The following is an 18,484-nucleotide window of genomic DNA, read 5'->3' as shown; positions in this document are numbered from 1 at the left end:
GAGGTGAGGTCGGCGGCGGGGTCAGCTCCCCCGGCGGTCGGGGATGAAGCGCAGCCGGTCGCGGGTCGCCGTCACCTCGGCGGCGTCGACGTCGGCCAGCACGATCGTCTCGACGCCCGCCGCCGTCGCCAGCAGCTCCCCCATGGGGCTCACGATCCGGCTGTCCCCGGCGTGCTCGGTGCCGTCGCCGGCCGTCCCCACCCGGTTGCACCCCACGACGTAGGCCTGGTTCTCGATGGCCCGCGCCTGCAGCAGCGTCTGCCAGTGCAGTCGCCGGGGGCTGGGCCAGTTGGCGGGGACCAGGTAGACGTCGGTGGCCGGCGCCGCCGTCCAGAACACGTCGGCGAAGCGCAGGTCGTAGCAGACGAACGGGGTGATGCGGAGCCCGCCGACGTCCAGGGTCACCGGCCCCTCCCCGGCCCGGAACCGCTCGTGCTCGCCGGCGTGGGTGAACGGGTGCAGCTTGCGGTAGCGGTGGACGGTGCCGTCGGGCCCGGCGAGGACGAACGAGTTGTAGGGCAGCTGCTGCCCGTCGGCGATCTCCGGGCACGTGCCGCCCACCCACACGCCGTGCTCGGCCGCTTGGCCCGCGAGGAACTGCGCCGACGGGCCGCCCTCCGGCTCGCCGATGCCTGGCGTCATCGAGAACCCGGTGCTGAAGGTCTCGGTGAGCAGCACCAGCTCCGCACCCGCCCCGACCGCCCGGGCCACCTGGGGGGCCAGCCGGGCGAAATTGGCGTCCCGGTCCTCCCAGACGATGTCGTGCTGCACCGCGGCGATCCTCACTGCACCCACCTCATCAGAGCCTCCTCAGCCGTTCCACCGCATCGCCCAGGACCGCGTCGCTCTTGCAGAAGGCGAACCGCACCAGGTGGCGGCCCAGGTGCGCGTGCTCCGGGTCGTAGAACACCCCGGTCGGCACCCCCACCACCCCGGCCCGCTCGGGCAGGGCACGGCAGAACGCCAGCCCGTCGCCGTCGGGCTGCACCGGGCGGACGTCCACGGTCGCGAAGTAGGTCGCCTCCGGGCTGATCACCGGCAGCCCCGCCTCGGCCAGCCCCTGCACGAGCACGTCCCGGCGGTACTGCAGGTCCTGTGCCAGCCCGGTGAAATAGGCGTCCGGCAGCGCCAGCCCGGCGGCGACGGCCGGCTGGAACGGGCCACCGTTGACGAAGGTGAGGAACTGCTTGGCCGTGCGGACGGCGGAGACGAGCGGGGCAGGGCCGCAGATCCAGCCGATCTTCCAGCCGGTGACGTTGAAGGTCTTGCCGGCGCTCCCGACGACCAGCGTCCGGTCCCGCAGGCCGGGGACGTCGGCGATCGACCGGTGCCGGGTGCCGTCGAAGACCAGGTGCTCGTACACCTCGTCGGTGAGGACCAGGAGGTCGTGCTCGAGGACGTGCCCGGCCAGGAGCTCCAGCTCCTCCTCCGTGAACACCTTCCCGGTGGGGTTGTGCGGGGTGTTCAGCAGGAGCATGCGGGTGCGCGGGGTGATCGCCGCGCGCAGCGCCTCCGGGTCGAAGGTCCAGGTCCCGACGCCGCCGGCCGGCGGGTGCAACGGCACCGGCCGGGCCACGCCGCCGGCCATCGCGATGCCCGCCGCGTAGCAGTCGTACATCGGCTCGAAGAGGACGACCTCGTCGCCGGTCTCCAGCAGGGCGAGCAGCGCCGCCGACAAGGCCTCGGTCGCCCCGGCGGTGACCAGGACCTCCGTGTCGGCGTCGTAGGCCCTCCCCCGGAAACGCTGCACGTGGGCGGCCACCGCCGTCCGCAGCTCCGGGGTGCCGGGACCGGGCGGGTACTGGTCGGCGGCGGTGCCGATGGCGGCGCGGGCCACGTCGAGGACCTCGGGCGGGCCGGGGTAGTCGGGGAACCCCTGGCCGAGGTTCACCGAGCCGGTGGCCACCGCCAGCGCGCTCATCTCGGCGAAGACCGTCGTCCCGAAGCCCTGCAGGCGGGCGGACAGGTAGGGAACCCGCGTCATGCGGACTCCTCCAGCGTGAAACGGACGACGCGGCCCACGACGTCGGCCACCTCCAGGCGGACCCGCACCCGGGTGCCCGGGCGCAGTCCCGCGCCGGTGCACCGGCCGCGGATCGCCAGGTCGTCGAGCACCACCGTGCCGCGTCCGTCGTCGGCCTCGACCACCACCGCGGAGAAGGTCTCCCCCACCCGGCCGCGCAGCAGCCAGGCCTCGGTGGCGTCGACCACCGCGCGCTCGACCTCGCGGGTGCGCCGGTCCGACGCCGCCATGAGCGCCGGGAGCCCGGGCAGCGCGGCGCGGAGATCCGCCGACGGCTCCCGGCCCGCCGCCAGCGCGAGGCAGACCTCGGTGCCGAAGCGGTCGACCAGCCGCCGCAGCGGCGCCGTGACGTGCGCGTAGGGCGCCCCCACCCCGCCGTGGCCGGGCTGCTCGGGCGGTGCGCCGTCGAACGCCGTGTACGCGGCTCCGCGCAGCAGGCTCACGGCCTCCTCCAGGAAGGCGGCATGGCCGGGACGAGTGGGGTCGAGGCCCGCGATCACCTCGCCCGGGGCCCGGCCCTCGTGCCAGTCCACACCGAGCGCGGGCGCGAGCTGCCGCAGCCGGGCGACGTCCTGCGGCGGGGCGGGCGGCAGCGTGCGGAGCAGCCCCACGCCGCCGTCGAGCATCAGGCCGGCGGCGCACCGGCCGGTGAGCAGCGAGATCTCGGCGTTCCATCCCTCGACGGGGAGGTCGCCGCGGAACGCCAGCGTCCAGCCGTCCGGCGTCGCGACCACCTCCTGGTCCGGCGTGCCGAGCTCGATGGCACCCCGGTCGGTGGCCCGTCGCTGCAGGAGCGCGCCCACCTCGGGCAGCAGCGCGAGCGGCTCGGGCAGCGTCCCGGCGTCGGCCTGCGCCTGCACGGAGGGGTAGTCGAGCTGGGCGCGACTGCGCACCCGCGCGCGGCGCAGCTCGACCCGGACCGGCTCGCCGTCGGCGTCCAGGTCGATCGTCCAGAGGGCCGCCGCGCGGAGCTGGTCGGCGAGGAGGCTGGCCGCGCCCTCGCTCAGCACCGGCGGGTGCAGCGGGGTGCGGCGGTCGGGGCTGTACAACGTCTGGCCCCGGCGGCGGGCCTCGCCGTCCAGCGGACCCTTGAGGTCGACGACCGCCCCGACGTCGGCGATCGCGTAGCTCACCCGGTAGCCGTCGCCCCGGGCGGCGAGGTGCACCGCCTGGTCCAGGTCGCGGCTGCCGACCGGGTCGAGCGTGACGAACGGGACGTCGGTGGCGTCCAGCTCGGGAAGACGCGCCTGCGCGGCCCGGTCCTCGGCCTCGGCCAGGACGTCGGCCGAGAACTCCTCGGGGACGTCGAACTCCGCGCGGATCGCCGCGAAGTCCGGACCCTCCGTCGCGGCCTCGGGCCACCGGGGCACGCGGATCGGGGCACGGACCATGCCGCCAGCCTGGCAGAACCGGAGGTTCCACGTGGAACGAGGACCAAGTGGCTGGTCGCACGCCCCTCGGTCACGCGATGCGGACGTCCTCCATGCCCTGGATCTGGACGACGTCGCCGCGGTGCAGCTGGCGCCCTCGGCGCTCCTCCGGCTCGCCGTTGACCCGGACGGTCCCGGCGAACAGCACGTCCTTCACCTGGGCTCCGGTCGGGACGGCGTCGACGAGCTTGAGCAGCTGACCCAGGCGGATGGTGTCCTCGCCGGAGCGGAGGTCGACGGTGCGCATGGCGGTCAGTCTGCCGACTCCGCGACCACCAGCGCGTCGCCGGTGCGCACGGTCCCGGCCGCGAGGACGGCGGCGCGCACCGCGAGGTGGCCGTCCCGCTCGCGATGGATGGTCTTGAGCACCGAGGTGTCGCGGCCGATGCCTCCCGGCTGCGGGCGGGTGGTCATCACGCACCGGGCGATGGGGATGCCCACCCGCAGCCGCACGGTGCCGAGGTCCGCCTCCCGCCCGCGCAGCTCGTCCTCCCCCTCGCCGTCCAGGACGACGTTGGCGCGGAACCGGCGCCGGTCCCAGGTGCCGAGGGTCCCGGTGGAGACCAGCGACAACCGGATGCGGGGGCTGTCGTGGAACGGCCCGGGGGCGCCCTCCCACTGCAGCCACTCGGTGGGGTCGGGCACGTCCTCGTCCGCCGGGGCCTCGTACGTCGGGATCTGGTCGTCCCGCTCGGACGCGGCGCGCAGCTCCACGTCCCGGCCCAACCAGTCGGAGAGGACCTGCTCGTCCGTGGTCACCGTGCCGTCGGGGAGCACCACTTCCACGCCGCCGTCACTGGTGAGCCGGGCCGACCCGAACAGCAGCTCCGGCACCCGCCGCGCGGTGAGCCCCAGGCCGGAAGTGCGGTCGAACAGCGCCCAGCGACGGTCACCGGCGATCCCGAGGGCGTCGATCTCCGCCGCCGCCAGGCGTTCGCCCTGCAACGACTTGACCGGGTAGCGCCACAGCTCCGCGACGCGCATCGGACCGGCCACCTCAGGCCACCGTCCAGCTGCGCGCCGGGTCGGCGGCGCCGGCGATCAGCCGGACCTCGCCGGGCTCGGACGACGGCCAGGAGGGCTGGTGCATGCGGTCAGCTCACCACAGGGCGGTCAGCCGCTCAGCGCGTCCTGGCTCGCCGGCAGCAGGGAGACGCGCACCAGGGCTGCGGCGAACCGCGCGAGGTCGTCGCCCGCCACCAGTGCGGCCAGCACTGCAGCGGTGTCCGGGAGCCCCACCCGACGGGCGCCCGCTCGGGCCCGCCCGTCGATGCAGGGCCGCACCCAGGGCCACACGGCCTGGACCTCGCGGAGGAGGACCGCCGCACCGGTCGGCCCGATGCCCTTGACCTCCTGCACGAGCACCGAGGCGCGGCCCGGGTCCTGCCCCGACGCCGCCGCCAGCCCGCGCAGGTCGCCGTCGTACCGGGCGAGCACGAGCTCTGTCATCTCCCGCAGCTGGGTGGCGGTCCGCTCGTCGTAGCGGCGGTAGCCGCCCCGCCCCAGGGCCGCGACGACGCGGCCCCGGCCGGCGTCGCGCAGCCGCGCCGGCGTGGTCCAGCCCGCGGCGAACAGCTCTGCCGCCGTGGCGACCGCCACGCCGGCCCCGATCCGCGCGGACAGGAGCTGGGCCAGCACCAGGAGCTGGAACAGCGGCGCCGGTTCGTCGGCGAGCCGGATGCCCGCCTCCTCGGCGTACGTCGTGCCGTACCGCGCGAGCACGGCACGGGCGACGGCGTCGTCCGTCAGGCGCTCGTCCCCCATGCCGTGCCCGCTACCCGTCACCGGGTGCGGAACGCCTCCACCTGCGTGCGGAGTTGCTCGGCGAGGCCCTGGAGGGCCCGGCTGGCGTCGGCCACCCCACCGGCGTCGACGGTGACGCTGGCGGCGGTGTCCGCGGCCGCGGCGGCCGTGCCGGCGATCTCGGTCGTGCTGTCGGCTGCCTGCGTGATGCTCTGCGCCATCGTGAACGTCGTCGCGGTCTGCTCCTCGACGGCCGCGGCGATGGTGGTCTGCAGCGCGTCGACCTGCCGGATGACGGCGATGATCTCGGCCAGGACGCCGGCCGTGGCCTCGGACTCGGTCTGGATGTGCAGCACCCGCTCGGCGATCTCCCGGCTGGCCTGCGCGGTCTCCTGGGCGAGATCCTTGACCTCGCCGGCCACGACGGCGAAGCCGGCGCCGGCCTCGCCGGCGCGCGCCGCCTCGATGGTCGCGTTGAGCGCGAGCAGGTGGGTCTGACCGGCCACGGACGCGATGGTCCGCACGCTCGAGCTGATGCCCGCGGTCGACTCGCCCAGCCGCTCGAGCTGTCCGGCCGCGTCCACCGCCTGCTGGACCGCCCGGCCGGTGACCGAGGCGGCCGCGCTGGCGCTCACCGCGATCTCGCCGATGGCGGCGCGCATCTCCTCCACGCCGTCGGCAGCGGTCTGGACGCTCTCGCTGACCGTCCCGGCGCGGGATGCGCTCGCCGTGGCCTGGGTGGCGATGGCGTGCGCCGACTCGTCCAGCCGGGTGCCACCGGCCGTCAGTGCCGCGGCGGAGCCGGTGAGCGACGCGGCGGAGGCCGTCACCGTGCTGAGCGTGGCGCTCAGGCTCTCCTGCGCCTCCCTCAGGGCGGCGGCCATCTGTCCCGGCTCGTCGGCGCTGTGCACCGCCGGGTCGTGGGTCAGGTCGCCGGCCGCGAGGGCCCGCAGGCTGTCCCGCACCCGGGCGAGCGGGCGGGTGATCGCGCGACTGACGGCGGAGGCGGCCACCAGGGCCGCGAGCAGCCCGGCGCCGAGGACGACGAGGAGCAGCGTGCGCGAGTCCTCGTACTCCTGGTGCGCCGTACCGAGGGCGTCGGCCGCCTGGTCCTGCTGGGCACCCGAGGCGGCGGCGAGGGCATCCAGGGTCTGGACGCCGATGTCGCGGACGCCGGGCAGAGCGGCCTCGAAGGCGGGCACGTCGCCGGCCCGGGCCGCGGCGAGCAGCCCTCCGGCCCGCAGTTCGCGGTACTCGCCGACGAGCGCGGACAGGTCCGCCGCGCCGTCCGTCGCCAGCGGGCTGCCGAGGTACCCGGCGAGGGCGGTGTCCAGGGCGGCGTCGTCGGTGGCGAGCTTCTGCTCGGCGGCCGGACGCGCGTCATCGGCGGCGAAGAGGATGCCGTAGGCGTCCAGGCGCACCGTCAGGAAGGCCGACCGGGCGGTCTCGAGGTCCTCCAGCGCCAGCGCCGTCTGGTTCTGGTGCACGGTGGCGTCGTCCAGCGCGCTCATCCGGATCAGCCCGAGGGTGCCGACGACGGCGGCGACGAGGAGCCCGCACAGGGCGGTGAGCGTGATCTTCCAGGCCACGGGGAGATCGGCGAGGCGGGTCGTGGGACGCGGGGGGTGCTGCATGGGAGCCTCACAGGACGGAGCCAATTAGGTTGTCCGTGACCCATCGACACGTCCGGCTCGGCCTCGGAGCTCGGTGGCGCGAATTCACCCGTTGGTTGGTGACTACAACCACATCTCCTCCTGGCATGATCCGGCCGTGCGCCTGGACCGTGCCGTGTTGTTCCGCCTTGCGACCAGCGCCCCGTTCGAGCGGGCGGTGCGCTCGGTACCGGGCGGCGAACGGTGGGCGTGGCTGTCGGCCTCCCGCTACGTGGCGGGGCGCACGAGCCGCGAGGCACGAACGGTGGCCGCCGCGCTCCTCGCGCACGGGCACGGCGTCAGCGTCGACGCCTTCGGCGAGCTGGTGGACGATCCGGCGGAGGCCGACCGGGTGGCCGGGGAGTACCACGCCCTCCTCGCCGAGCTCCCGCCCGCGCCGGCCGACGTGTGGCTCGCGGTGGACCTCAGCCACCTGGCCGTCGACGTCGATCCCGCCGGCGCCGAGGACCGCCTCGCGGCGATCGCCGACGCGCTGCCGGGCGGCCGGCGGGTCCAGGTCGGCGCGGAGGATGCCGGCCGGACCGACGCGATCCTCGACTGCGTCCTCGGCGTGGCCTCCCGCGGCCTCGCCGACCGGCTGGGCGCGACCGTGCAGGCGAACCTCCTCCGCTCCCCTGCGGACGCCGACCGGCTCGCCGCTGCCGGGGTGCACGTCCGTCTGGTGAAGGGCGCCTACCTGGAGGGAACCGGTGCGCGGCCGCACGGCGAGCCCACCGACGTGGCCTACCTGGAGCTCGCCCGGAGGCTGTCCCGTGCCGGTGCGACGTGGTCGGCGGCGACCCACGACCGACGGCTCCAGGAGGCTGTGCTCCAGAACGGTCCCGTGACCGTCGAGCAGTTGCTCGGCGTCCGGTCGGACGTCCTGGACGGGCTGGCGCGGCGGGGCGTCCCCACGAGGGTGTACGTGCCGTACGGCGCGAACTGGTTCCGCTACTGGATGAGGCGGGTCGCGGAGTCGCGGGGCGCGTGACCCGCGGGCGCCGGGGACGCCGGTGCAGGCGTCCCGCCCTCCAGCACGCGCTCCAGGAAGAGCGACTCCTCGGCGTCGGGATCGCCGACGTAGGCACCGAAGGCCGCGATCGGCCGGTACCCGGCGCCCTCGTAGAGACCGATCGCCTCCGGCTGCAGCGGCCCGGTCTCCAGGCGCAGCGTCGTCCAGCCCTGCTCGCGGGCGGCGTCCTCCAACCCGGCGAGCACCGCCTTCGACACCCCGCGCCCCCGGGCGGCCGGCACCACGTACATCCGCTTCACCTCGGCGACCCCGCCGCCGAGGTCGCGCAGAGCGCCGCAGCCGAGCGGTGTGCCGTCGTCGTCCCGGGCCACCAGGACGACGCCGACGTCGGCCGCCGTGGGGTGAGCGCCGGGCTCGTCCCTGCCGCCGTACCGCGCCCGGACCTCGTCCTGCTGCTCGGTCGTCAGCCGCTGGACGTCGTCGTCGTCCCACTCCGCCTGGTGGATCTGCACGCGAGGATCCTGCCAACCGCGTCGTACCCTCCTCGGTACCGCCTGACCCGAGGGAGCACCGTGCCGGTCGACCGCGAACTGCCCACCTCCGAGGCCCACGACCTGCTCGCGCTGACCCGCGAGCTGGCCGACGCCGAGCTCGCACCCAGGGCCGCGCAGTACGAGCGCGAGGAGCGCTTCCCCCGGGAGGTGTTCCGCACCCTCGGCGACGCCGGCCTGCTGGGCCTCCCCTTCGGCGAGGACGTGGGCGGCGGTGGCCAGCCCTACGAGGTCTACCTGCAGGTGGTCGAGGAACTCGCGGCCCGCTGGGCGAGCGTCGCGCTCGGCGTCAGCGTCCACACGCTCGCCTGCTTCCCGATCGACCGCTTCGGTACCGAGGCCCAGCGCCGCGATCTGCTGCCGGACCTGGTCGGCGGGCAGACGCTCGGCGCCTATTGCCTGTCGGAGGCCCACGCGGGCTCCGACCCCGCCGCCATGCGCGCGAGCGCGAAGGTGGCCGACGACGGCTGGCTGGCCTCCGGCGAGAAGGCCTGGGTCACCCATGGCGGACACGCCGACTTCTACTCGACCTTCCTGCGCACACCGGACGACGGCGAGCGGGCGATTTCCTGCTTCCACCTGACCCCCGACCTCGCCGGCTTCTCGGCCGCGCAGCCGGAGGAGAAGATGGGGCTCACCGGCTCGACCACCGCCGCCGTCCGGCTGGACGACGTCCCGGTGCCCGCTGACCGGCTCGTCGGCGAGCGCGGCCGCGGCCTGTCGATCGCCCTGGCCGCACTCGACTCGGGGCGGCTCGGCGTCAGCGCCGTCGCCGTCGGGCTCGCCCAGTCCGCGCTCGACCTGGCGGTGTCCTACGCGCGGGAGCGGCAGGCGTTCGGCCGCGCGATCGTCGACCACCAGGGCGTCGCCTTCCTGCTGGCCGACATGGCCGCCGCGGTGGAGTCCGCCCGCGCCATGTACCTGGTCGCGGCTCGCCGCAGGGACGCCGGCAAGGAGTACGGGCGGCAGGCGAGCATCGCCAAGCTCGTGGCCACCGACGCGGCCATGAAGGTGACCACGGACGCCGTCCAGGTGCTGGGCGGTGCCGGGTACACCCGCGACTTCCCGGCCGAGCGGTACATGCGCGAGGCGAAGGTCATGCAGATCTTCGAGGGCACGAACCAGATCCAGCGGATGGTCATCGGCAAGGCGCTGGCCCGGGAGGCGGCTCCCGCGACCGGCTGACCCCCACGTGCCGGTGGCGCGGTGCACAGTGCCCCCATGGCCACGTTCGCCGACGTCCAGAGCCAGGAACCGGAGTTCGCCGCCCGGGTGCGCGCCGCCTTCGACGCGCGCCGGCACAAGTACCTCGCCACCCTCCGCCGCGACGGCTCACCGCGGATCAGCGGCATCGAGATGGACTTCGTCGAGGGCGAGCCGTGGCTGGCCGGCATGCCCGGTTCCGTGAAGTTCACCGACCTGCGCCGCGACCCGCGCTTCATGCTGCACAGCGGCAGCCCGGAACCCGACGCGTTCGAGTCCGACGCGAAGCTCGGCGGTCGCGCGGTCCCGGTCACCGACCCGGGCGAGCGCGCCGACTTCGCGCGCGCGGCGGGGGTGGCGGCCGGGCACATGGGGTTCGAGCTGTTCCGGGTGGAGCTCGACCAGGTGGTGCTCGTGGCACTGGACGAGGCGAGGACCGCCCTGGTGGTCACGTCGTGGCGGCCGGAGACCGGGCTGACGCGGACCGCTCGCACCTGACGAACGCACGGGGAAGCCGTGACGTCCGTCAGTGGACCCGGACGGGTCGTGCGGACGAGACTGGGGACACCCCCGCCCCAGGAGAACCCCGATGCCCGAGCCCCACCTCCGCGCCGCCGACGCCGACCGCGCCGCCGTCGCGACCGTCCTCGGCCAGCACATGTCCGCCGGCCGGCTGACCGTCGACGAGTACGACGACCGGCTGTCGCGGGTCTACGGGGCGAAGACCTACGGCGAGCTCGAGGAGATCACCGCCGACCTGCCCCCGACCGGCCTCGCAGCGCGTCCGGCCGCGGCGCCGGTCCCTGCTCCGGCGCCCGCGCACGTCGGGTCCCACGGGGGCTGGGACGCCGATCCGCACTCGTGGCGGTCCTGGGTCACGACGTCGCTGATCGTGCTGGTCATCTGGGCCGCGACCTCGCTGGCCAGCTGGCAGTTCCTCTACTTCTGGCCGGTCTGGGTCATCGGCCCCTGGGGTGCGGTGCTGCTGGCTCAGACCCTTACCCGGCGCGACGACGAGCCGGACGGCCCTCCCGCGCTGCGCTGATCGCCCCGGCAAGCAGATCGCCCCAGGAAGCAGACCGCCCCGGGAGAACAGGAGACCCCGCCCTCCGGGCGAACCGGTGGACGGGGTGCTGGTCGTTCTGGGTGGGCAAGGGGGGAGTTGAACCCCCACGTCCTTTCGGACACACGGACCTGAACCGTGCGCGTCTGCCATTCCGCCACTTGCCCTGGCGCCCGACGAGATTAGCAGCCAGGGGCCGTGACCCGGCCGGGGGGTGGGTCGTTCCCCCGTCGACGGCGGCCGTGCCGAAAGTGACGCCCGGGGAGTCGCGGGGTTACCGGCCGGTCGGGAAGCCACGTCCCGGCTACGATCACTGGTGGCACATGTGGACGACCGGCCGGACGCAAAGGAGCGACTGTGGGTGTGCTGCAGCGCTTCGAGCGACGCCTCGAGGGCATGGTCGGGCTCGCGTTCGCCCGCATCTTCAAGGGGAAGGTCCACCCGGCCGAGATCGCCACGGCGCTCCAGCGCGAGGCCGACGAGCAGCGCTCGGTCATGGGTGAGGGCCGCGTCCTCGCCCCCAACGTCTACGTGGTGACCCTGGGCGCCACCGACTTCGAGCACCTCGGCCAGTGGTCGGACCAGCTCGCCGCCGAGCTCGCCGACATGGTGGCCGAGCACATCGACGACGAGGGCTACCAGGTCTTCGACAAGGTCACCGTCCGGCTGGAGCAGGACACCGACCTGCCGACCGGCGTCTTCGAGGTCAGCTCGCACGTCGCCGACCCGGCCCGCCCGCCGGCGCGCGACGACCTCGCCGTCGCCGCTCCTCCGCGTCCCGCGACCGGCGCGCACCCGCCCCTGCCGCCGCTCCCCCCGCTCCCGCCGTTGCGCGGACGCGCGAACGCCACCGACACCGGCAAGCAGGGCCCGTCGTTCACCGGCCGCGCGGGCAGCCGCCCCGGCTACACCCACGTCCTCGTCGTCGACGGCCCCGGCACCCGGCACGAGCTGTCCACCGGCCGGAACGTGATCGGCCGCGGCACCGAGGCCGACATCCGCCTCCCGGACACCGGCGTCAGCCGCAAGCACGTCGACGTGGTCCTGGACGGCGGCACCGCGACCGTCGAGGACCTGGGCTCGACCAACGGCACGCTGGTCAACGGCCGCCGCGTCAACCGGCACGCCCTCTCCGACGGAGACGTCATCCGGATCGGCCACTCGGTGCTGGTGTACCGCCAGGAGGGCCAGTGAGCAGACTGGCCGCTCGGTGAGCGAGATCGTCCTGCAGGTCTTCCGCTTCGGATTCCTGCTGCTCCTGTGGCTCTTCATCTTCGCGGCCTTCCGCGTGGTCCGGGCCGACCTCTTCGGCGGCCGGACCGGGCGGGTCGCGTCGGTCCCCCCGCGGGCCGCCGCGGCGGTCGGCCGCAAGCGCGGCCAGCGCGGACCCAAGACCCTGGTCGTCACCGCCGGCCCGCTGACCGGCACGAAGATCACGCTGGGCGACCAGCCGATCCTCATCGGCCGGGCCGACGACTCGACCCTCGTCCTCACCGACGACTTCGCCAGCTCCCGCCACGCGCGGCTGACCAACCGGGGAGGTCAGTGGTACGTGGAGGACCTCGGATCCACCAACGGGACCTACCTGGACCAGCAGCGCGTCCAGGGCCCTCTCCTGGTCGGTCCCGGTCAGCCGATCCGCATCGGGCAGACTGCCCTGGAGCTGCGCACGTGAGACGACGTGCCGACTCCGACATGAGGACAGCAACCGGGCGCATGCGCCCCCCGAGCGCCAGCGAGGTGGATGCATGAGCCTCGTCCTGAGGTATGCGGCGCGCTCGGACCGCGGCCTGATCCGCGGCAACAACCAGGACTCCGTCTACGCCGGCCCACGGCTGCTCGCCGTGGCCGACGGCATGGGCGGGCACGCCGCGGGCGACGTCGCCAGCAAGGTCGTCATCGCCGCCCTGGAGCACCTGGACGACGACACGCCGTCCGGCGACATGCTCCAGTCCATGCGCGAGGCCGTCTTCGAGGGCAGCGAGCACCTGCGCGAGGTCATCCGCGAGTCCCCCCAGCTCGAGGGCATGGGGACGACGCTCACCGCGATCCTGTTCGCCGGCGGCCGGCTCGCCCTCTGCCACGTGGGCGACTCGCGCGCCTACCTGGTGCGCGACGGCCAGCTCTCCCAGATCACCCACGACGACACGTTCGTGCAGACGCTGATCGACGACGGCCGGATCACCGCCGAGGAGGCCAACAGCCACCCGCAGCGCTCGCTGCTCCTGCGGGCCCTCAACGGCCAGGAGGTCGAGCCGGACCTCTCGATGCGGGAGGTCCGCGACGGCGACCGCTATCTGCTCTGCTCCGACGGACTCTCCGGTGTCGTGAGCGAGGAGACCATCGCCGAGGCGCTCCAGGACCCCGACCCGCAGTCCACGGCCGACCGGCTGATCGAGCTCGCACTGCGCAGCGGTGGGCCGGACAACATCACGGTGATCGTGGCCGACGTCGTCGAGGACACCGGCGGCCGCGGCCGGCTGGACCCCGTGATCGACGGCGCCGCCGGCGACAACATCGGCCAGCGCCAGGTCGACGCCCGCTCGGCCGCCGGACGCGCTGCCCTGGCCGATCCGCAGCCCCAGTCACCGCCCCCACCGACACCGCCGCCGGGCGGCGGCTCCTCCGCCCGCCGCCGCCCGCTCCGACTCCTCCTCGTGGCGGTGGCAGTCCTCGTCGTGCTCGTGGCGGGAGCTGTGGGTACGTACGTGTGGGCCCTCGGGCACTGGTTCGTCGGTGTGGACGCCGGCGGCGACGAGGACCAGGTCGCCGTGTTCCGGGGGCTCGACGTCTCGATCGCGGGCTTCGACTTCTTCGAGCTCGACCGGGACAGCGGGATGGCGCTGACGGATCTCACGCCGGCCGCCCGCAGCCGGGTCCGCGGCGGCATCACCGCCGACGGCGCTGCCGACGCCGACCGCATCCTCGACGCCCTGCGCGACCAGCGGCTGCCGGTGTGCTCCAGCACGGGGTCGACCCAGCCCTCGCCGAGCCAGGCGCCCACCCCCACGCCGACCCCCGACCCCACGGCGGCGCCGGTGCCCACCGACTCGGTGCCCACCGAGCCGGTGCCCGGCGAGGTCAGCGCGTCCCCCACCACGCCGGCCCGGACGACGGCGTCGTCCGAGCCTGGGGTGACCTGCCGCGAGGCCGGCTGATGGCCGGCCCCGCGACCGACCCCCGCGCCGCCGCCCCCGGTGCCGCCCCGCCGACGCGCCGGGGCACCGAGGCGGTCCTGCTGGGCTTCGCGGTGCTCCTCACCGTCCTCGCCCAGTGCATCGTCGACCTCACCATCACTGGGTCGCTGCGGCCGGAGATGGCCGGGTTCAGCGCCTGGATCTCCGCGCTCTGGGTGGTGGCCCACCTCGTCATCCGCAAGTGGGCGCCCTACGCCGACCCCCTGCTGCTCCCCGCCGTCGCCCTGCTGGTCGGCCTGGGGCTCACCGTCATCCACCGGCTCGACCTCGCCGCCGAGCAGGTCGAGAGCACCATCACCCGTGAGGACGCGCCGGTCCAGCTGGTGTGGGCGACCCTCGGCGTCGCGCTGTTCGTCGCCTTCCTGGTGTTCGTGAAGGACCACCGCACGCTCTCCCGCTACGCCTACACGCTGGCCCTCGCCGGCCTGGCGCTGCTCGCGCTCCCCGCTCTGCTGCCGGCCTCCATGTCGGAGGTCAACGGCGCCAAGATCTGGATCCGGGTGGCGGGCTTCTCCATCCAGCCCGGCGAGTTCGCCAAGATCTGCCTCGTCGTCTTCTTCGCCGCCTACCTGGTCGACAAGCGCGACGTGCTCGCCCTGGCCAGCCGCCGCGTCGCCGGCATCGAGCTGCCCCGCGGCCGTGACCTCGGGCCGGTGCTCGTGGCCTGGATCCTGTCGATCCTGGTGCTGGTCTTCGAGCGCGACCTGGGCAGCTCGCTGCTGCTGTTCGGCATCTTCGTGGTGATGCTCTACGTCGCCACCGAGCGCTCCAGCTGGCTGCTGATCGGCGTCGGCCTGTTCGCCGCCGGGGCCTTCCTCGCCTACAACGTCTTCGGCCACGTGCAGGCCCGCGTCGACACGTGGCTGGACCCCTTCGCCTACCGCGACGGCGCCGGCTACCAGCTGGTCCAGTCGCTGTTCGGGCTCGGCACCGGCGGCCTGTTCGGCGCCGGGCTCGGCGGCGGCCGCCCCGACCAGGTGCCGGTGGCCAAGAGCGACTTCATCGCCTCGGCAGTCGGCGAGGAGCTCGGGCTCTTCGGTCTGGTCGCCGTCATCGTCGTCTACCTGATCCTGGTGGAGCGCGGCCTGCGCACCTCCCTCGTCGTGCGCGACCCCTTCGGCAAGCTCCTCGCCGCCGGGCTGGCCTTCGCCGTCGCCTGGCAGGTCTTCGTCGTCCTCGGCGGCGTCACCGGCCTCCTGCCCCTCACCGGGCTGACGACGCCGTTCCTCGCCTACGGCGGCTCCTCGCTGGTGGCCAACTTCGTGCTGGTCGCACTGCTGGTGCGCATCAGCGACGCCGCGCGCCGCCCGGCCACCCCGCCCGCCGCCGCGCCCGTGCGCCTCGGCGACGCGCCCACGGAGGTGGTGACGCCGTGAACGCACCGCTGCGCAAGGTCGCCATCAGCGTGCTGGTGCTCTTCACGCTGCTGATCGTCAACGTCAACTACATCCAGGTCGTGCGCTCCGACGAGCTGCGCAAGGACTCCGGCAACACCCGGGTCCTCGCCGCGGAGTACGACCGGGAACGCGGCGCCATCGTCGTCGCCGGCACCGCCGTCGCCGAGTCGGTGCCCACCGACGGCCGGCTGAAGTACCTGCGCCAGTACCCGCAGGGGGAGTTGTACGCGGCGGTCACCGGGTACCACTCGCTGATCTACAACAACTCGCAGCTCGAGCGGGCCGAGAACGACGTGCTCTCCGGCTCCGACGGCCGGCTGACCCTGCGCCGGCTCGCCGACCTGTTCACCGGGCGGGACCCGGCCGGCGGTGACGTGGTCCTGACGCTGGACCCCGCCGTCCAGGCGGCGGCGATGGCCGGCCTCGAGGGCGTGACCGGTGCCGTCGTGGCCCTCGACCCCTCCACCGGCGCGATCCTCGGCATGGCCAGCACGCCCACCTACGACCCCGGCCGGCTGTCCAGCCACGACCCGGCGGCCATCCGCGAGTACGCCGACCAGCTCGACGCCGCCGAGCGGGACCCGCGCCTCAACCGGGCCATCGGCGACAACTTCCCGCCCGGCTCGCTGTTCAAGGTCATCGTCTCCGCCGCCGCACTGGCCGACGGCGAGTACACCCCCGACACCGTCGTCCCCGCGCCGACCGAGCTGCCCCTGCCCAACAGCACCCGGGTGATCCCCAACTTCAACGGGTCCAGCTGCGACCCCAGCGGCCAGCAACCGCTCATCGACGCGCTCACGATCTCCTGCAACACCGCCTTCGCCCAGCTGGGCATGGACCTCGGCGAGGACCGCATCCGCGAGATGTCCGAGGCCTTCGGGCTGGACGGCGAGCGCTACGAGATCCCGCTGCGCGTCGAGGGCAGCAGCATCGGCGACGTCGAGGACGACGCCGCTCTGGCCCAGACCTCCATCGGCCAGCGCGACGTCCGCATGACGCCGCTGCAGGCCGCGCTCGTCGCGGCCACGGTGGCCAACGACGGCGTGCAGATGAAGCCCTACCTGGTGGACGAGCTGCAGGCGCCCGACCTCACCGTCATCGACTCCACCGAGCCGGAGGAGTGGCGCGAGCCCATCTCCGCCGACGTCGCGAACCAGCTGACCGAGATGATGGTCAGCGTCGTCGCCCGCGGATCGGGGCGCGCCGCCCGCATCGACGGCGTCGAGGTCGCGGGCAAGACGGGGACCGCGCAGGTCAGCGAGGACGTCGCCGACCACACCTGGTTCATGGGCTTCGCGCCGGCCGACGACCCGCAGATCGCCGTCGCCGTGTTCGTGGCGAACGGTGGCGGGACCGGTGGCGAGCGCTCCGCCCCGATCGCCCGCCAGGTGATCGAGGCCTATCTCGACGCGCAGGGGGACTGATGGCGCTGTCCACGGGGAGCCTGCTGGCGGGCCGGTACGAGATCACCGCGCCCATCGCCGTGGGCGGCATGGGCGAGGTGTGGAAGGCGCGCGACCAGGTCCTCGACCGCATCGTCGCCGCGAAGGTCCTGAAGAGCGAGTTCACCGGCGATCCGAGCTTCCTGGCCCGCTTCCGCAACGAGGCCCGGCACACCGCGGCCCTGACCCACCCGAACATCGCCTCCGTCTTCGACTACGGAGAGACCGTCGACGACGTGAACGGTCAGCAACTGGCCTTCCTCGTCATGGAGTTCGTCGAGGGCCAGCCGCTGGTCACGATCCTGCACGACGAGGGCGCCCTCCCCGTCGACTGGACGCTGCACGTGCTGAGCCAGTCCGCCGAGGGACTCTCCGCCGCCCACCGCGCCGGGGTCGTGCACCGCGACATCAAGCCCGGCAACCTGATGGTGCGCCCCGACGGCGTGGTCAAGCTGACCGACTTCGGCATCGCCCAGGCACGCGACACCACCCCGCTGACGCGCACCGGCATGGTGGTCGGGACGGCGCAGTACCTCTCGCCCGAGCAGGCCCAGGGCATGGAGGTCACCGCCGCCTCCGACGTCTACTCCCTCGGCGTCGTGGCCTACGAGTGCCTGACCGGCGCCCGGCCCTTCGACGGCGCCTCCCAGGTCGCCATCGCCCTGGCGCACATCAACCGGCCTCCGCCGCCCCTGCCGTCGCACATCCCGCCGGCCGTCCGCCTGCTGGTCGAGCGCGCACTGGCCAAGGACCCCGCCGACCGGTTCCCCGACGGCAGCGGGTTCGCCGAGGCGATCCGCCGGGTCGCTGCCGGTGGCACGCTCGCGCCGGTCGTCGGCCCGGGCACCCGGCCGACGCAGATCGTCGCCACCGACGAGCTGGCCGACTCACGCACCCAGGTCATCGCCGCCACCGGCGCCACCGCGGTGGCCGGGGCCGGCCCGAGGACCGGGCCGGGCAGGGCGATGCCGCCGCTGCAGGCCCAGCCCGAGGACGAGCAGTGGTACCCCGACGACGAGCCGGACGACGAGCGCGGCGGCCGCCGGAAGTGGGCCTGGATCGCCGCGGCCCTGGTCCTCGTGCTCCTGCTCGGCGGCGGCACCTGGTTCCTGCTCACCGACGGCAACCGCGGGCGCGGCGAGGCCGCGGGGAGCAGCAGCAGCTCGTCGTCCGCGAGCACGTCCGCCGCCGGTCTCCTGCTCGACCCGGCCGGGTTCGTGGGGCGCCCGGTGGACGAGGTGCGGGCCGAGCTCGAGGCGGCGCAGCTGGTGGTCACCGAGACCGCCGCGGACGAGGACCAGCTCGTGGGCGCCGGCCAGGCCCTGGCCGTCGGCGACGTCGCCGCCCTGGACCCCTCGGGCACCACGGTGCCGCCGGGCGCCGCGGTGACCCTCTACGTCGCGGAAGAGGCGTACGCGCCCGAGGACGACGCCGACGAGGCGGAGGAGGAGGCTCCCGAACCCGAGACCTCGGCCGCCCCCACGACCGCGCCCCGCACGACGGCGCCCACCTCGAGCACTCCCCCGAGTTCCAGCAGCTCCTCGTCGTCCTCCGTGTCGGTGGCCCCCCAGCCCGGCCAGCCGGAACCTCCGCCGGACGAGGACCCTCCGCCGGCGGATGAGGAGGAGGAGCCGCCTCCGGCGGAGGAGAACGGGGCCGCCGGCCCGGTGGGGACGGAGTGATCACGCGTCCCTCCGGCTCCCCGGGATCCGGCCGCTCAGCGGATAGGCTCCCGGACGGCTCCCTGCCCGCCGGAGACCCCGCACCGCGGGGTGCCCGCCCGCTCGCCGAGGCCCGCGCCCGGACGACG

Annotated in this window: 18 protein-coding genes and 1 tRNA gene; 10 read left to right on the top strand and 9 right to left on the bottom strand. The window is 74.6% G+C overall.

From position 1 onward, the window contains the following. Positions 1 to 21 precede the first annotated feature (21 nt). The 7 genes from CRP30_RS06195 to CRP30_RS06165 all read right to left on the bottom strand — a co-directional run bounded on the left by CRP30_RS06195 (position 22) and on the right by CRP30_RS06165 (position 6,830). A complete protein-coding gene (locus CRP30_RS06195; protein WP_097182971.1) occupies positions 22 to 786 on the bottom strand; it encodes a nitrilase-related carbon-nitrogen hydrolase in 765 nt (254 codons plus the stop codon). 13 nt (positions 787 to 799) lie between these two features. Beyond that, complete coding sequence (locus tag CRP30_RS06190) at positions 800 to 1,984, bottom strand: pyridoxal phosphate-dependent aminotransferase (RefSeq protein ID WP_097182970.1); 1,185 nt, start codon at positions 1,982 to 1,984, stop codon at positions 800 to 802. Continuing rightward, positions 1,981 to 3,414 (bottom strand): RNB domain-containing ribonuclease, encoded by a 1,434-nt coding sequence (locus CRP30_RS06185; protein WP_097182969.1) that lies wholly within the window; start codon positions 3,412 to 3,414, stop codon positions 1,981 to 1,983. Before CRP30_RS06185 ends, CRP30_RS06190 begins: the two co-directional genes overlap by 4 nt. A gap of 70 nt (positions 3,415 to 3,484) precedes the next feature. After that, positions 3,485 to 3,700, bottom strand: a complete 216-nt coding sequence (locus tag CRP30_RS06180; RefSeq protein ID WP_097182968.1) for an RNA-binding S4 domain-containing protein — start codon at positions 3,698 to 3,700, stop codon at positions 3,485 to 3,487. Between the two features lie 5 nt (positions 3,701 to 3,705). Further along, a complete protein-coding gene (locus CRP30_RS06175) occupies positions 3,706 to 4,437 on the bottom strand; it encodes an MOSC domain-containing protein (protein WP_097183184.1) in 732 nt (243 codons plus the stop codon). Between the two features lie 129 nt (positions 4,438 to 4,566). Continuing rightward, positions 4,567 to 5,217, bottom strand: coding sequence for an endonuclease (locus tag CRP30_RS06170; protein ID WP_097182967.1), 651 nt, complete (start codon positions 5,215 to 5,217; stop codon positions 4,567 to 4,569). A gap of 17 nt (positions 5,218 to 5,234) precedes the next feature. Beyond that, a complete protein-coding gene (locus tag CRP30_RS06165; RefSeq protein WP_097182966.1) occupies positions 5,235 to 6,830 on the bottom strand; it encodes a methyl-accepting chemotaxis protein in 1,596 nt (531 codons plus the stop codon). A 136-nt stretch (positions 6,831 to 6,966) separates the two neighbouring features. On the opposite strand from CRP30_RS06165, the gene CRP30_RS06160 reads away from it, so the two are divergent. Then, positions 6,967 to 7,839, top strand: coding sequence for a proline dehydrogenase family protein (locus tag CRP30_RS06160; RefSeq protein WP_097182965.1), 873 nt, complete (start codon positions 6,967 to 6,969; stop codon positions 7,837 to 7,839). Here the strand turns inward: CRP30_RS06160 and CRP30_RS06155 are convergent. Continuing rightward, positions 7,800 to 8,333 carry a GNAT family N-acetyltransferase gene (locus CRP30_RS06155; RefSeq protein WP_097182964.1) on the bottom strand — a complete coding sequence of 178 codons (534 nt, stop codon included), beginning with the start codon at positions 8,331 to 8,333 and terminating at the stop codon, positions 7,800 to 7,802. The genes CRP30_RS06160 and CRP30_RS06155 overlap by 40 nt on opposite strands. Positions 8,334 to 8,393: 60 nt before the next feature. Here CRP30_RS06155 and CRP30_RS06150 point away from each other — a divergent pair, with 60 nt between their 5' ends. The 3 genes from CRP30_RS06150 to CRP30_RS06140 all read left to right on the top strand — a co-directional run bounded on the left by CRP30_RS06150 (position 8,394) and on the right by CRP30_RS06140 (position 10,620). Next, positions 8,394 to 9,557: an acyl-CoA dehydrogenase family protein gene (locus CRP30_RS06150; RefSeq protein WP_097182963.1), complete on the top strand. Its 1,164-nt coding sequence runs from the start codon at positions 8,394 to 8,396 to the stop codon at positions 9,555 to 9,557. 36 nt (positions 9,558 to 9,593) lie between these two features. Then, positions 9,594 to 10,073 carry a pyridoxamine 5'-phosphate oxidase family protein gene (locus tag CRP30_RS06145; RefSeq protein WP_097182962.1) on the top strand — a complete coding sequence of 160 codons (480 nt, stop codon included), beginning with the start codon at positions 9,594 to 9,596 and terminating at the stop codon, positions 10,071 to 10,073. 91 nt (positions 10,074 to 10,164) lie between these two features. Continuing rightward, positions 10,165 to 10,620, top strand: coding sequence for a DUF1707 SHOCT-like domain-containing protein (locus CRP30_RS06140; protein WP_097182961.1), 456 nt, complete (start codon positions 10,165 to 10,167; stop codon positions 10,618 to 10,620). Between the two features lie 102 nt (positions 10,621 to 10,722). On the opposite strand, the gene CRP30_RS06135 is transcribed toward CRP30_RS06140, so the two are convergent. Further along, positions 10,723 to 10,805: transfer RNA gene (locus CRP30_RS06135), tRNA-Leu, on the bottom strand. 190 nt (positions 10,806 to 10,995) lie between these two features. Between CRP30_RS06135 and CRP30_RS06130 the strand changes: the two genes are divergently transcribed. The 6 genes from CRP30_RS06130 (at position 10,996) to CRP30_RS06105 (ending at position 18,356) form a co-directional block, all read left to right on the top strand. After that, complete coding sequence (locus tag CRP30_RS06130; RefSeq protein WP_097182960.1) at positions 10,996 to 11,832, top strand: FHA domain-containing protein; 837 nt, start codon at positions 10,996 to 10,998, stop codon at positions 11,830 to 11,832. A gap of 16 nt (positions 11,833 to 11,848) precedes the next feature. Continuing rightward, a complete protein-coding gene (locus CRP30_RS06125) occupies positions 11,849 to 12,313 on the top strand; it encodes an FHA domain-containing protein FhaB/FipA (RefSeq protein WP_097182959.1) in 465 nt (154 codons plus the stop codon). Positions 12,314 to 12,386: 73 nt separating this feature from the next. Beyond that, complete coding sequence (locus tag CRP30_RS06120; protein WP_097182958.1) at positions 12,387 to 13,796, top strand: PP2C family protein-serine/threonine phosphatase; 1,410 nt, start codon at positions 12,387 to 12,389, stop codon at positions 13,794 to 13,796. Further along, complete coding sequence (locus tag CRP30_RS06115) at positions 13,796 to 15,211, top strand: FtsW/RodA/SpoVE family cell cycle protein (protein ID WP_097182957.1); 1,416 nt, start codon at positions 13,796 to 13,798, stop codon at positions 15,209 to 15,211. Before CRP30_RS06120 ends, CRP30_RS06115 begins: the two co-directional genes overlap by 1 nt. Further along, the gene (locus CRP30_RS06110; protein WP_097182956.1) at positions 15,208 to 16,656 is read left to right on the top strand and encodes a peptidoglycan D,D-transpeptidase FtsI family protein; all 1,449 of its coding nucleotides are present in this window, start codon (positions 15,208 to 15,210) and stop codon (positions 16,654 to 16,656) included. The genes CRP30_RS06115 and CRP30_RS06110 overlap by 4 nt, the downstream gene beginning before the upstream one ends. Then, positions 16,656 to 18,356, top strand: a complete 1,701-nt coding sequence (locus CRP30_RS06105; protein ID WP_097182955.1) for a protein kinase domain-containing protein — start codon at positions 16,656 to 16,658, stop codon at positions 18,354 to 18,356. Before CRP30_RS06110 ends, CRP30_RS06105 begins: the two co-directional genes overlap by 1 nt. Positions 18,357 to 18,484 lie beyond the last annotated feature (128 nt).

The sequence above is a fragment of the Blastococcus haudaquaticus genome, from assembly GCF_900230285.1.
GTDB lineage: Bacteria > Actinomycetota > Actinomycetes > Mycobacteriales > Geodermatophilaceae > Blastococcus_B > Blastococcus_B haudaquaticus.
Note: the sequence above shows the minus strand (reverse complement) of the source record. Positions and strands in the feature narration are given on the sequence as shown.

Coding starts and splice junctions, on each gene's coding strand:
- CRP30_RS06190 (WP_097182970.1), bottom strand. CDS start 1,984: ATGACGCGGGTTCCCTACCTGTCCGCCCGCCTGCAGGGCTTCGGGACG.
- CRP30_RS06185 (WP_097182969.1), bottom strand. CDS start 3,414: ATGGTCCGTGCCCCGATCCGCGTGCCCCGGTGGCCCGAGGCCGCGACG.
- CRP30_RS06180 (WP_097182968.1), bottom strand. CDS start 3,700: ATGCGCACCGTCGACCTCCGCTCCGGCGAGGACACCATCCGCCTGGGT.
- CRP30_RS06175 (WP_097183184.1), bottom strand. CDS start 4,437: ATGCGCGTCGCGGAGCTGTGGCGCTACCCGGTCAAGTCGTTGCAGGGC.
- CRP30_RS06170 (WP_097182967.1), bottom strand. CDS start 5,217: ATGGGGGACGAGCGCCTGACGGACGACGCCGTCGCCCGTGCCGTGCTC.
- CRP30_RS06165 (WP_097182966.1), bottom strand. CDS start 6,830: ATGCAGCACCCCCCGCGTCCCACGACCCGCCTCGCCGATCTCCCCGTG.
- CRP30_RS06145 (WP_097182962.1), top strand. CDS start 9,594: ATGGCCACGTTCGCCGACGTCCAGAGCCAGGAACCGGAGTTCGCCGCC.
- CRP30_RS06140 (WP_097182961.1), top strand. CDS start 10,165: ATGCCCGAGCCCCACCTCCGCGCCGCCGACGCCGACCGCGCCGCCGTC.
- CRP30_RS06120 (WP_097182958.1), top strand. CDS start 12,387: ATGAGCCTCGTCCTGAGGTATGCGGCGCGCTCGGACCGCGGCCTGATC.
- CRP30_RS06115 (WP_097182957.1), top strand. CDS start 13,796: ATGGCCGGCCCCGCGACCGACCCCCGCGCCGCCGCCCCCGGTGCCGCC.
- CRP30_RS06105 (WP_097182955.1), top strand. CDS start 16,656: ATGGCGCTGTCCACGGGGAGCCTGCTGGCGGGCCGGTACGAGATCACC.